Below are 12,461 nucleotides of genomic sequence, written 5' to 3'. Positions count from 1 at the left end.
ATCAAATAGTGATTAATCTGCTTGATATATTAATAGTTTTTTTATAGTTACAATAGGGTGGCTGTTAACTGTTGCCGTACCTGTACCGAGAACAAACCCTCGACGGTTACGTGTTAGCTCATAATGTAAATCAAGTTTATCACCAGGGTATGCTTTCTCATGGAACTCAACTCCATCTAATGAGGAGAGAAAGCCTAATCCTTCAGAGTCACTTGTATTTACAAATGCACTAAGCTGCGCAAGTGCTTCTACAATTAACATATGAGGCATATGTTTTTGCGTATCATTTATAAACCATTCGTTATTTGTAATGAGTTTGTATCCTGTCACGGATTCACCTTGTTTTATACTTGTTACTTTATCAATCATTAAAAATGGATAACGATGGGGTAGTGTATCTTTAACGTGCATATGAAAGTACCTCCAATAAATAATACCCCTGCTAAAGTTAAGCAGGGGAGTAGTAACTAATTTTTAACTAATTCCTCTATTATTTCAAGAGAAAAAATGCCGCTATTTCTAATGTTTTCAACGACTTGTTGTAATACCGCTTTATCTTGAACAAGAGCAATACGTACAAAGCCTTCTCCGTGAGGTCCGAATGCATGACCTGGTGTTACAACGACATTTGCACGATCCATTAATGCATAAGCGAATTCTAGAGAAGTCCATCCTTTCGGTATTTCAGCCCATACGAACATACTGCCAGTTGGCTTATCGACATTCCAGCCAAACGTTCGGAACCCATTGACTAAAGTATCTCTACGTTCTTGATAAATGGTGCGGTTTTTCTCACAAAATTCCGCACCATTTCTTAGTGCTGTAGATGCTGCTTTTTGAATAGGCAAAAATACACCGTAATCTGTATTAGACTTAAATTGCGTAAGCGCTCCGACAATTTCCTCATTTCCAATCATATAACCAATGCGGCTACCTGCTAAACTATAACTTTTTGATAAAGAGTTTATTTCTACACCAACTTCTTTTGCACCAGGTACAGAGAGGAAGCTAATTGGTTTGTTGCCATCGAAATAAAATTCAGCATAAGCAAAATCATGGACAACAATAATATTATGTTTTTTCGCGAATGCGATTACTTCTTTAAAGAAATCTTCATGTGCCATTGCTGGAACTGGATTCCCTGGGAAGTTCAAAATCATCATCTTTGCTTTATCGGCGATCTCTTCAGGGATAACTTGTAAGTTAGGTAAGAAATCATTCTCTTTCTTTAATGGCATGTAGTACGATGTTGCACCAGCCATTTGAATACCTGTTTCATAAGCTGTATATCCTGGATCAGGAACTAATATAATATCTCCTGGATTTGCATAAACCATCGGTAAATGAACGAGTCCATCCTGTGAACCCATTAATAATAAAATCTCTTTTTCAGCATTTAATATAACGTTATGAGTGTTATTGTAATATTCAGTTACAGCTTCGTGAAATTCTTGAATACCTGTTAATGTGTATCCATAGCTTTCTTTTTCACTTGCTGTATGTACCATTGCTTCTCTTACGAAATCAGCAGGAGGCATATCAGGATTTCCGATACTTAAATCAATCATTTTATGACCTGCTGCAATTTTCTCTTTTTTATAGGCCCCTAATTCACTAAATATAGAAGATTGGAATGCTTTCATTCTAGTTGCTAACGTGTAAGTCATCAAAACCCCTCCTAAAAACAGTGCTTTCTTTCTACGTATTTAATTATTCTGAAAACACATGTTTACATTTTATCACTTTTTTATGAAAATTAAAACGATTGACAAATTTAGAGGAAGGGTTAGTCTATTTTGAAAGAGGAAGCTGTATATAGGCTAGAATGGTTAATTGAAATGTCTATTATATCTTTCTACGCGGATTAGGATGACGGGACAAATTGTTGATATAAGTAAGGAACTTAAACTTCTCATAATAAGCACCTCACAGTGAAATTATTTAGATTATTAAGCAATTATACATTCAAATTAAAAGATTAAAAAGAGGGAAATGTTTTTGAGAAAGATTTCTAAAGTGAAATAACGCAGAAAATATTTCCTGCGTCTCATCTGAAATGTAATCATTTCTTTTTATATGTACATAATTTTTCAGCTGTCAAAAAATATACATTTAATAATGTATCATCGACAACCTTTAAAGTTTGATCTGATGTAAATGAGTTGCCATAATCAATGTGATATACATTAGAATTTTTGACAAATGAACCTTTATATAAATCCTCTTTTTTATTTGTAGTTTGCATTTCTACTAAATTTTGAACAATTTCCTCTTTATTTTCTTTTTTGACAACTGTTTCAAATTTATAATATACAGGACATTCACCGTTTTTATTGTCAACGACTTCCCAAGAACCGTATATATCATTCTTGTTGCAGCCACTAAGTAAAACGATCAGTATAGGAAATATAAGTAGATATTTTTTCATTTTGTGCTCCTTTCTTATTATGGCTAATAAACGTGCGAATACGATAGAAATATTGTAATAAATAAAGTTTAAATTTTTTTAAAGAATTACTTAATTTCACATAAAAATTGGGAAAAGCATAGCAAAAATAAAAGACATGAATTTACCGTAATACTAGTTTTTCATGCCTATCAGTATAATTTTTGCTATGCCTTTTTGAGGATAAATGAGGAGGAAAGTAGGATGACTATTCCATTTAAAATATATACACTTGCAATAATAAAGGCTAACGTACCTACGCTAAATCCACTTTTATCGAATATAGAAGCGAATGCTGTAGTAGTCAAAAAGACAATGGGAGTTAACAATAAGAAAACGAAACCTGCCACAATTCGCCTTTTAAAGCTATGTTGAGAAAGGGAAATGGTTAAAAAGTTTAGGATGCTAAATATAACTATTACAAAAATAAAGATAATAAATAACTGCATGCCATCATACATTTTCCCAACTCCTTTATTTATTATTTATATACTATATTCGAAAGCGAAAGGGGGACTCCTTTAAATCGTTTCACTTAACATATTAAATGGTTTTTTATAAAACAAAAAGGCATGGCCCAGTATAAAACTGAATCCATGCCCAATAATGTTTACGTTATAAATTCGCAGATTGCGAAGGTTGTTTTTCATAATGTTTCTGTTTAGAAAGGGAAATAGAAATAATCAACAACGAAACGACTCCGAAGATGAGAACCATATATTGCAACCCAATCGTATCTAAGAAGAAGCCAGTTCCAAGTAAGACAATTTGGAACATAACTCTCTCAAACATATTACGGAATGAGAAGAGGCGGCCGTGATAGCTTTTTTCTACTTTCGTTTGGAAAATTGTCGACATAATAGGGAAGAAACAGCCGACACTAAAGCCAAACAAACCAAATGATGTAAGAGCCATCCATTTTATATCGCTAAAGAACAATGAAAGGTGTGCAAAAGCGGTACAAACTGCGAAGAAATATAGTAATTTTTCAGGTTTAAAATAATCAGATAAACGTTTAATAACGAAGGCACCTAACATAAATGCAACACCTTCAATTGTATATATGAATCCTTTAATCGTTGGATCATGTTGCATTTCACTAATGTTAATAACCATTAAATTAAAACCAGCAATAAATAATAGTGGGATGATACTTAATATAAGTGCTGTGAAAGCAATAGGAATTCCTTTTAAAATACGAAATACTTCCATAAAACTATTATCTTTTGCAGCCTGTTTACTTGGCACTGTTGATTTTTTATCTTCAAATTGTAGAAAGAAAGTTGAAAGGAACAATAGAGCATATGCAGCCATTGAGAAGGCATACATATATTGTAAACTCATTACAACTAAAAGAATTCCACCTAGTGAAGTACCTGCAATACGAGCAATTGTACCAACATTCATATGTACACCGTTCATTTGTAATAACTCATGTTCACGTACGATGAGTGGAATTACAGATTGTAATGCAGGGAAATAAAATGCGGCTGAAATTTGAAGTGCAACCATAAAGGCGATCATAAAGGCTATACTTTCAAATTGAATAGCGAAAAACATAAAAATAACACTTAAAACCCGACCAAACCCAGCATAAAGAAGAACTTTTTTCTTATCATACTGATCGATGACCCGACCAGCCATTGGACCAACGATAACACCTGCTAATAGTCCGATAAATAATATAACTGATTTCATAAAATCAGAAGGGACATATTTTTGCATAAATTCTAAGTTGCCAAGAATACCAAGCCATAAACCTAGACCAGCAATAAACTCCCCAATTAAAACGATCCAAACATTTTTATTACGCCACATAATGTAAAACCTCTCCGTCTTTTAAAGTGAAAAACTCGTATATAAAACCTCCTTATTTATGTAGTATTTTTTTACGAACTTTTTTAGAGTCAGAGTCTATATTACGTGTTTCATTAGTGGATTTCAATCTTTTTGATTTGGCGAAAATTGGATTTATGAGTTGATGAAATAAGCATTAAAAATAAAATGAACTTTGAATTAATTACATATAAAAAATAAAAAAAGCAAGAGCGTAATAGTACGTCTCACTTTTCTAAAATACACTTTGTAAATAGAGTTGCTTAATAACTATTATGACCTTGTCCAATTGCTAATGCACTAAAGGTGAGGGGGCCAATAACATCTGCACTTGCAGCACTTGTTAAATTTTCCACAGTTAAAGTGTATTCGTGAATCCCACAGCTTATATTTTTATTAATTGTTTGAAATGTTTCAACGTAATATTGTTCAGAATCTGTAGATCTAATACTTACTTGTGTGTTGAAAATTTCAATGTTGTTACGGAAAACCCTAAACAATATTTGTGATATATCAGTTATACCTTTAACTCCAACTGTAGCAATTAATTCTACTCGATTATCACGTGAATCTTTTATTGGAATTTTTAATTCAATATTTGCTAGAATTGCTTTGTTTGGGGAATCGGGAATTGTAAAAGTAGTTGCGTCAGTTTTATTTATTGGCTGAATAGCTTGGTAATCAATGATATGAGTTATGGTTGTCACCTCCTCATATATTAAAATATGAAGGTAATGACGGATTAGATTGGACGTATATTAGAAGATAGTAATAGAATAGGGTTGAATATAGGGGAATAATATAAAAGCATCAAGAAGAGAACCACGAGTATGTGGTTTATTTCTTGATGCCCTTCCTACATTAAGCAGAATATTCTTCTTTACGAACTTCGAAAAATTCATTACGTAGTAAGTAATTATAAATTTTTTCTGAAACCTCTTCTTCTTCAGACACTAAGTAACGATGATCAAACGCATAGAATGATTTTCCTTTAATTAATTTTACGTAATAGATTTTGCACGCCTCCTCTATCGAATGTATTACTTGCTTTATATTATGGTGGCCTATATACCTGTTAATCATACTTTGGGTTTCAAAAGGTAGAAGTAAAAATGTTAACATGTTGAAATAGCTTACAAATCTGTAATGTTTTTGTCACCTTTTCCGATAGTTAAAAATAACCAATCTCTTCTATACTACAAATAAGTTACATAAAATAAGGAGGGAAAAAGATGGATGAAGTAATTGGAGAAGTTGTAGCAGGTATTTGTGAATTTGTGGTAGAAGTAACGGCAGATGCTATAGGAAATTTAGTTTCTGGAAATGATGAGGAAAAGGAAACATTGTAATAGGTTGTAAAAGTATAAAGGTAACTAAAATATAAAGGCTGATTCCTAAAGGGAAGTCAGCTTTTTTATTTTTTACATTTTATTAACTTTATTTAAATATTCATTTGTTATGATATTAGTGAAGCTAATTAAGGGGGTGAAAAAATGAATATGCCGAATTTTGGGACTGATGTATCTGATTTTCGTTTGATTGTGGCGAATGTAGATGAAAGGGAATATCATTTTATTGTTCGGGAACATCCGATTTTAGGGAAAATTATATCGCTATTTGAAAATGGAAAAGAATATGGCTTAATAGACAAACAAATCGCTATTAAAGATACATTTATTAAATCGGAGCTTACTAAGTTAGATGGTTTTAATATCGATATACTTCATCATACACCTGGATGGATATGGATTGGCATGAATCAATTTGGTTTACATGCTCGAGAGGCTACTTATAATGAAGTAGAAGTTATTATGAAGTTGAAAGAGGATTTATATTACATAGATATATATGAGGAAATAAAAATGTAATAGATATTTAGTTGGGTTAGGGGATTAGTTCCCATAACCTTTTTTGTTTTAAAGTAATATTCATATCATTTTGACGATGGTCTGTCTGTATTACAAGAGGTGAGCTGAAAAGAGGATTTGAAAATACATAAAGAGAACTTTAATTATTATATGAATCATATATGTTAATAACAATAGAAGGAAGATGATAAAATGAGTAAGGAAGAGCTTATGAAACAACAGTTTGGTAATAATGCAGAAAAGTATGTAAAAAGTAAAATTCATGCTAAAGGACTGGATTTACAATATGTAGTTCAACAAGTTGAACCTCGTCATAATAATCGTCTTCTTGATATTGCTACTGGTGGTGGACATGTTGCAAATTTATTAGCACCATTGTTTAAAGAAGTAGTTGCATTAGATTTAACTGAAAAAATGTTAGAGAATGCGAAAAAATTCATTTTAGGTAATGGGCATGACAATGTATCTTTTATCGTTGGACATGCTGAAAAATTGCCATTTGCTGATAAAGCATTTGATACAATTACATGCAGGATTGCAGCACATCATTTTACAAATCCGACGCGATTTATTTATGAAGTAAATCGAACGTTAGAAGATGATGGATTATTTATTTTAATAGATAATGTTTCGCCAGAAAATAATGAATATGATACATTTTATAATTTTATAGAAAAAAAGCGTGATCCGAGTCATGAAAGAGCTTTGAAAAAGACAGAATGGATTACTTTATTAGAAAAAAATGGTCTGCAAATGCAGTCATGCTTCACTTTTGATAAAAAGTTTGATTTCGACTGGTGGTGTGACATGCTGGAAGTACCTATGCAAAAGCGTGAAAAATTAACAGAGTGTATGATGAAAACACCAAACGAAATGAAGGAATACTTTCATATTCTATTTGAAAATAATAAAGTAAAGTCGTTCTATACTGAAATGGCTATGTTTATTTGTAAAAAAAGTACAACATTAAAAAGATAAATTTCTTGAAGTCTTTTCAAAGTGCGTTATACTTAGTACTGAGAAAATGAGAATTGAGGAATTGCAATAATGATTCGCGTACGTATTGAAGGAACTGAAGAAGAAATGCTTGAATTTATGGAGAAAATGCCGGACATTCCTGGATTTGAAAAAACGCATATGAGAGAACCGAGAAAAGGAAACAATCCAAAATACGATTCAAGTAAGAATGTATTAGCATATTTGTCTTATAAAAAGATTGAAGTCGCCAATAAATAGGCGGCTTTTTTAGTTTGCATCGTTTCACCGCCTTGTCTTTTTCACATAATAATAATAGTAGATTATGCTGAAGAGAGGTGAGGATTGTTAATAAGAAAATTATCTTTTTTGGAGACTTTGGTATTGACGATGCAGTTGCGTTAATTTATGCAAATAAAACTTGTAAATTAGATATTATAGGAATTGTCGCAGAGTATGGGAATGTATCGCGAGAAATCGTTACAGAGAATGTATATTTTTTAGAAAAATACTATGCTACAGAAGTGAAAATCATCGAAGGTGCAGCTAGACCAATGACAGCTGAAGAGCCTTTATTCTTCCCGGAAATTCATGGGGATCACGGTTTAGGGCCAATTATTCCACCTGAAATGAGAATTTGTAAACGGGAAAATTTTTGTGAATTAATTAAATTAATTGAGCCTTGTCCAGAAGATATAGTTATTGTGGCGACAGGAAGATTAACAACACTTGCAACGTTATTTTTATTATATCCAAATGTAATGAATCGTATTTGTTCTTATTATATTATGGGAGGCGCTTTCTTATTTCCAGGTAATGTTACACCCGTGTCTGAAGCGAATTTTTATGGCGATCCAATTGCGGCGAATATTGTTATGAAGTATGCGCAGAACGCTACTATATATCCGTTAAATGTAACACAGGCTGCGCTTATTACTCCTGAAATGCTTGATATTATTAATAAAGAAGGAACGGGGCAGGCGAAACTCATTAAACCAATGATCGATTTTTATTATGAGAACTTTTATAAAAAGGAATACCCGGGTATTACTGGGAGTCCTATTCATGATTTACTGCCGTTTATTTCGTTTATAAATGATGATATTTTTGAATATAAAAAATCAGCAGTTTGGATTAGTACGACGAATGATGTAACGAGAGGACAAAGTGTTGCGGATTTTAGAAAAATAGCTGAGCCAATCACGTTTGATAATAGGCCTGTACAAAAAATTGCGGTTGGTTTTAATTATCCAGTTTTTAAAGAAGAATTTATGAGGACGATATTAAAGCCTGATTGTCCCTAATATGTAAAATGTGAAGTTGTAAAATCATTTGTCCAGTGAGCTTCGTTCTCAAATAATCTAATAGTTGAGCTGTATGAATAACTTATGAAAAATGAAACATAACTAATGGTAAGCAATTGTTTCTGATTATAGTTTGATTGGTGAATTATAAAGGAGGTTATCATATGATTTGGTCTTTAATTGTCGGTGGTATATTAGGTTGGTTTGCAAGCTTAATTACTGGAAGGGATGTACCTGGCGGTGTAATTGGTAATATTATTGCTGGTATTGTCGGTTCTTGGCTTGGTACAGCGTTACTTGGTAAATTTGGACCTATTATAGGTGGATATGCGATTGTTCCAGCCTTAATAGGTGCGATTATTTTGATTTTCATCGTAAGCTTTATATTCCGGGCGATGCGAAAATGAATACAGGGGGCTGTTTACATTTGTAAGCAGTCCCTTTGAATTATATGGCCTAATCTGTTATGCTACTGTTATACAATCAGGAGGTGTCAGCATTGAAATCATATACAGTAAATTTCCATCAAGAAGATAATGCAAAAGCGACAACAGTACATAAATTAAGTGAAGAGGACTTCAATAAAGCAACAGAAAAAGGTACTCGTCATCTATTTGATTTAGATACAAACGTTGGTTTCTTCGTATTCTTTGACGCAGAAGATGCAGAAGGAAATGATCAATACTTAATGTTACAATATGAAGGAGATCACGAAGAGCCAAGTGCTTGCTACGGATTTGATTTGCAATTATACTATCAATTTTTAGCATTATACTTAAATGATCTTGAATTCCAAGGTGAAACAAATGAAGAAGAGGAAGAATATGGTCCAATTCATCATTTAGCGCACTTACTTTATCATATTGTAGAAGATGGTAAGTCAATCGAAGTGTAATATACATATTTGAAGCTGTCCAATATTGGACAGCTTTTTAATTATATAATAAAGGTACATGTATGTTGTATGCTAAAAAGTTGAGGGGAAATGGAATTTTCCGAAGGGTTGTTTATTTCTTCCATGTTTCAATCGGAATACATCTGTTATAATAAGCATAATTAAATTCATGGGGGCTAATTCAATGCTTGTAGATGTAAAACATTTTATTAAAGCGGCAAGTTTAACATGTATAACGGCACTGAGTGGAGATAATACATTTGCTCATAATTTTGAAACTGTAAAAAGTACGATTTCTACATACGTAAAGAAAGTAAGGCTTACCTCTTAGTTTTGCTTTTAAAGCTTATCTACATATGTTATTTTGGAAAGAATCTGTATTATTTCAGGTTCTTTTTAATTTATACTAAAGTATAGATAAGTTCATCTGCTATTTGAAAATCTTTTTATATAAATGTATTATTATAAAGGTCATAAATTTTAGAAAAGAGGTGAATTTCGTGAAAAGTTTTGGCATGCTAGCAAGCTCTGCTTTGTTTTCTCTGTTTCTGTTATTATTTAATGTTCAATCGTTTTATAATAAATACACAGAAGAAAATACATATTATTGGATAAATGGTGTATTAGCAGTGATATTCCTTATATCGTTTATCATACATATAAAAGATATTATAAAGAAAAATTATACAACTTCATTAAAACAAGAGTAGAGAGAATCATATGTTTACTAATAAGAAATGATGTAATTAAATTTCAAACCTTAAAAATATGAGACCAGCAGGGAAATGTTACGTAGTTTCTGTTGGTTTTTTGCGTTTTTGTGACGTACTTTATTCAAGGTGATAGAAGAAGGATAAAGCATGTAAGAAGAGAAGGTGTATAGTAAGGAAAAACAACACATCTCAACCTGTTTGAAATCAATGTGAGATAAAAATCATGTTATAGAGTGTTTACGAATGGGAGGTAGTAAAATATGAAAGCGCATTTGAGAATATTGTTCACTTTAACATGTGTATTAACATTGATGGCTTGTACGAATAATGAGGAAAAGAAACAGACGAACCCAACATCTGAAAAAAATACGGAACAAAAGAATGAAGGAACTGCACCTCAAAAAGAGAACGAGTCAGCGAATAACCCCAAAAATCAAGATTCAACAAAACCTTCAACAGGGCCAGATTCAAAAAGTCCAACTCTTAACCAAAAATCAATTAACTATGTTAAAGAATTATTTGAACTAGCGAAAGATGGGAAAGTACCTAATGTTCCATTTGCTGCTCATACAGGAGATATCGAAGAAATAGAAAAAGCATGGGGGAAAGCAGATAAAACAGAACAAGCAGGGAGCGGAATGTACGCAACCTTTACAAATAAAAATGTTGTCTTCGGTTTTAATAAAGGATCACAAGTTTTTGATGTACGTTCATATCAAACAGAACTAAAGTCAATTACATTAAAAGAAATTGAAAAGGCGTTAGGAAAACCAACTTCAGTTAAAGTAAATGGTGAAGATCAAATATATGTATATAAAGTAAACAATCAGTTCGAGTTAAAATTCATCATTCCAAAATTGATCGGTAAGGTATATCATATTTCGGTATTTTCGCCAGAGGATAGTATTAATAAAATGGCAGGATAAAAAATCAAATAATCTCCAGAACACCTCAATTATTTTAAAAGTGAGGTGTATTCAATTGTAAACAAGGTATGTTTCCGACCTTATGATACATACTTTCATATGGCGAAATAATTCAATTATATTTTTGAAAAAAATACAAAGTAAGTAAAAAAACGCTATCTACCTATAGATTTATAGGGAAGGATAACGTTTTTTATAATTCATCCAATAAGAGATATCGATCTATTAAAAAAGTAGCATCCTATAAAACTTGAGGGGTATGTTGCGAATTATCTTTTTGGACATTTCCCTTTATTTTTTTACGTTCTAAATTTTGAACAAAAAGTGCCTGAACAATACCTCCAACTATTAAGAAACATGCACAAATATAAAATAGCATATTACCGTTTAGTTTACTTAATAATACTGCACCAATAACAGGACCGCACGTTCGAGATATATCCCAGTGTATGCCATAAATCGAAAAATACAATCCACGTTTATCTGTAGGAGCGATCTCTGAAACGAATCGCAATAAATGGTTTAAAGCAATACTTTCTCCAATGACTAAAAAGAGTAATGTGAAAAATAGTGACGAGATTGTTGCTGAAAGCCCGTAGCCAATTGCGGCTATCGTATAGCAGGCGTAAGAAATAAGGATGATTTTCGTCATGGAAAATCGTTCAGACCATTTTACGAGGAAAATTTGTAGAATGATTTCCAAAATGGCTTTACAAGTTGAAATAAATGCGAGTATGAATACGAAATTCGGAAATACATGTTCTGCGAAAATACGATAATTTGTTTCCGTTTGTGCATAGAAAAAGCTAATAGGAAGTGTAGAAGCCATAAGTCCAAATACAGCGTAATGTTTGCGTACAAATTGTTTTGGAGATGATGCTACTTCAAGTTTTTGTTTTGGCGTTGTAATTGCTGGAGCAGTTTCTGGGAGCTGCGTCCAAACAACTATTGCATATATCATAAGTGTAATACTTTGCATCATAAATAAATATTCAGGGTGAGTAGTATAAAAGATAGCACCAATTAAAGGACCGATTACGGATCCAATTGCTCCCATCGTTTGCAGGAGAGCAAAAATTTCTGCTTGCTGCTTTTGTTTTGTTAAATCGGCAATTTGCGCACGTTGAGCTGGAATGTATAAAGAACGACCAATACCATTAATGACGTATAACAGTGCAAATATAAAAATGGATTGAGCAAAAATAAAACTACCGATTGCAACACCTTGCAGCAATAGGCCGAGTAACATAATTTTTTTTCTCCCATATTTATCAGTAACGCCTCCAGCAATAAGTGTAAAGACAATGTCTGAAAGTGGTTGTAGTCCGAAAATAAGCATAGTCATCATTATATTGCCGTTTAACATCTTATTAACGTATATAATCATAATGAGGGTTAACATTGATTCCGTTGTTCGGGTTAATAATTCACCACACAGTCTAATGATAATAGGTTTATTGTAACGTAGTAAGAGATGGTTCAATTTGATTTCCTCCTT

Annotated in this window: 17 protein-coding genes; 9 read left to right on the top strand and 8 right to left on the bottom strand. The window is 32.3% G+C overall.

Annotated elements, in window-relative coordinates:
- Positions 1 to 12 precede the first annotated feature (12 nt).
- The 7 genes from ACUN26_RS11205 to ACUN26_RS11175 form a co-directional block, all read right to left on the bottom strand.
- A complete protein-coding gene (locus tag ACUN26_RS11205; RefSeq protein WP_000558188.1) occupies positions 13 to 411 on the bottom strand; it encodes a 3-hydroxyacyl-ACP dehydratase FabZ family protein in 399 nt (132 codons plus the stop codon).
- A 56-nt stretch (positions 412 to 467) separates the two neighbouring features.
- Positions 468 to 1,667, bottom strand: coding sequence for an LL-diaminopimelate aminotransferase (locus ACUN26_RS11200; RefSeq protein WP_000222659.1), 1,200 nt, complete (start codon positions 1,665 to 1,667; stop codon positions 468 to 470).
- A gap of 395 nt (positions 1,668 to 2,062) precedes the next feature.
- Positions 2,063 to 2,428, bottom strand: a complete 366-nt coding sequence (locus tag ACUN26_RS11195) for a hypothetical protein (protein WP_000760383.1) — start codon at positions 2,426 to 2,428, stop codon at positions 2,063 to 2,065.
- A gap of 185 nt (positions 2,429 to 2,613) precedes the next feature.
- Positions 2,614 to 2,907 (bottom strand): hypothetical protein, encoded by a 294-nt coding sequence (locus ACUN26_RS11190; RefSeq protein ID WP_002093668.1) that lies wholly within the window; start codon positions 2,905 to 2,907, stop codon positions 2,614 to 2,616.
- Between the two features lie 154 nt (positions 2,908 to 3,061).
- Complete coding sequence (locus tag ACUN26_RS11185) at positions 3,062 to 4,264, bottom strand: MFS transporter (RefSeq protein ID WP_000269231.1); 1,203 nt, start codon at positions 4,262 to 4,264, stop codon at positions 3,062 to 3,064.
- Positions 4,265 to 4,545: 281 nt separating this feature from the next.
- Positions 4,546 to 4,980, bottom strand: coding sequence for a hypothetical protein (locus tag ACUN26_RS11180; protein WP_033657360.1), 435 nt, complete (start codon positions 4,978 to 4,980; stop codon positions 4,546 to 4,548).
- A gap of 163 nt (positions 4,981 to 5,143) precedes the next feature.
- The gene (locus ACUN26_RS11175) at positions 5,144 to 5,296 is read right to left on the bottom strand and encodes a YqbF domain-containing protein (protein WP_073990761.1); all 153 of its coding nucleotides are present in this window, start codon (positions 5,294 to 5,296) and stop codon (positions 5,144 to 5,146) included.
- Between the two features lie 485 nt (positions 5,297 to 5,781).
- Between ACUN26_RS11175 and ACUN26_RS11170 the strand changes: the two genes are divergently transcribed.
- The 9 genes from ACUN26_RS11170 (at position 5,782) to ACUN26_RS11130 (ending at position 10,963) form a co-directional block, all read left to right on the top strand.
- Positions 5,782 to 6,150 (top strand): hypothetical protein, encoded by a 369-nt coding sequence (locus tag ACUN26_RS11170; RefSeq protein WP_033657361.1) that lies wholly within the window; start codon positions 5,782 to 5,784, stop codon positions 6,148 to 6,150.
- Between the two features lie 192 nt (positions 6,151 to 6,342).
- Positions 6,343 to 7,128, top strand: coding sequence for a class I SAM-dependent methyltransferase (locus tag ACUN26_RS11165; protein WP_000031294.1), 786 nt, complete (start codon positions 6,343 to 6,345; stop codon positions 7,126 to 7,128).
- Between the two features lie 69 nt (positions 7,129 to 7,197).
- A complete protein-coding gene (locus ACUN26_RS11160; RefSeq protein ID WP_000621879.1) occupies positions 7,198 to 7,386 on the top strand; it encodes a DUF3970 family protein in 189 nt (62 codons plus the stop codon).
- 77 nt (positions 7,387 to 7,463) lie between these two features.
- Positions 7,464 to 8,429, top strand: a complete 966-nt coding sequence (locus tag ACUN26_RS11155) for a nucleoside hydrolase (protein WP_001223668.1) — start codon at positions 7,464 to 7,466, stop codon at positions 8,427 to 8,429.
- A gap of 164 nt (positions 8,430 to 8,593) precedes the next feature.
- Positions 8,594 to 8,836, top strand: coding sequence for a GlsB/YeaQ/YmgE family stress response membrane protein (locus ACUN26_RS11150; protein ID WP_000638302.1), 243 nt, complete (start codon positions 8,594 to 8,596; stop codon positions 8,834 to 8,836).
- 92 nt (positions 8,837 to 8,928) lie between these two features.
- Entirely contained in the window at positions 8,929 to 9,324 is a 396-nt protein-coding gene (locus ACUN26_RS11145; protein ID WP_000844594.1) for a hypothetical protein, read from the top strand.
- Positions 9,325 to 9,508: 184 nt separating this feature from the next.
- Positions 9,509 to 9,655 carry a hypothetical protein gene (locus ACUN26_RS11140; RefSeq protein WP_000959555.1) on the top strand — a complete coding sequence of 49 codons (147 nt, stop codon included), beginning with the start codon at positions 9,509 to 9,511 and terminating at the stop codon, positions 9,653 to 9,655.
- A gap of 169 nt (positions 9,656 to 9,824) precedes the next feature.
- Complete coding sequence (locus ACUN26_RS11135) at positions 9,825 to 10,034, top strand: hypothetical protein (RefSeq protein ID WP_000834516.1); 210 nt, start codon at positions 9,825 to 9,827, stop codon at positions 10,032 to 10,034.
- A 263-nt stretch (positions 10,035 to 10,297) separates the two neighbouring features.
- Positions 10,298 to 10,963 carry a YjgB family protein gene (locus ACUN26_RS11130; RefSeq protein ID WP_000643632.1) on the top strand — a complete coding sequence of 222 codons (666 nt, stop codon included), beginning with the start codon at positions 10,298 to 10,300 and terminating at the stop codon, positions 10,961 to 10,963.
- 241 nt (positions 10,964 to 11,204) lie between these two features.
- Here the strand turns inward: ACUN26_RS11130 and ACUN26_RS11125 are convergent, their stop codons facing one another.
- Positions 11,205 to 12,446: an MDR family MFS transporter gene (locus ACUN26_RS11125; RefSeq protein ID WP_001016147.1), complete on the bottom strand. Its 1,242-nt coding sequence runs from the start codon at positions 12,444 to 12,446 to the stop codon at positions 11,205 to 11,207.
- Between the last annotated feature and the right edge of the window lie 15 nt (positions 12,447 to 12,461).

The sequence above is a fragment of the Bacillus sp. WC2503 genome, from assembly GCF_052682895.1.
The sequence above is the reverse complement of the archived record's forward strand: the minus strand, read 5'-3'. Positions and strand labels throughout refer to the sequence as shown.

Bases quoted from the DNA above. Each gene is read 5' to 3' on its own strand.
- ACUN26_RS11205 (WP_000558188.1), bottom strand. From the start codon at position 411: ATGCACGTTAAAGATACACTACCCCATCGTTATCCATTTTTAATGATT.
- ACUN26_RS11200 (WP_000222659.1), bottom strand. From the start codon at position 1,667: ATGACTTACACGTTAGCAACTAGAATGAAAGCATTCCAATCTTCTATA.
- ACUN26_RS11195 (WP_000760383.1), bottom strand. From the start codon at position 2,428: ATGAAAAAATATCTACTTATATTTCCTATACTGATCGTTTTACTTAGT.
- ACUN26_RS11190 (WP_002093668.1), bottom strand. From the start codon at position 2,907: ATGTATGATGGCATGCAGTTATTTATTATCTTTATTTTTGTAATAGTT.
- ACUN26_RS11185 (WP_000269231.1), bottom strand. From the start codon at position 4,264: ATGTGGCGTAATAAAAATGTTTGGATCGTTTTAATTGGGGAGTTTATT.
- ACUN26_RS11170 (WP_033657361.1), top strand. From the start codon at position 5,782: ATGCCGAATTTTGGGACTGATGTATCTGATTTTCGTTTGATTGTGGCG.
- ACUN26_RS11165 (WP_000031294.1), top strand. From the start codon at position 6,343: ATGAGTAAGGAAGAGCTTATGAAACAACAGTTTGGTAATAATGCAGAA.
- ACUN26_RS11160 (WP_000621879.1), top strand. From the start codon at position 7,198: ATGATTCGCGTACGTATTGAAGGAACTGAAGAAGAAATGCTTGAATTT.
- ACUN26_RS11150 (WP_000638302.1), top strand. From the start codon at position 8,594: ATGATTTGGTCTTTAATTGTCGGTGGTATATTAGGTTGGTTTGCAAGC.
- ACUN26_RS11140 (WP_000959555.1), top strand. From the start codon at position 9,509: ATGCTTGTAGATGTAAAACATTTTATTAAAGCGGCAAGTTTAACATGT.
- ACUN26_RS11130 (WP_000643632.1), top strand. From the start codon at position 10,298: ATGAAAGCGCATTTGAGAATATTGTTCACTTTAACATGTGTATTAACA.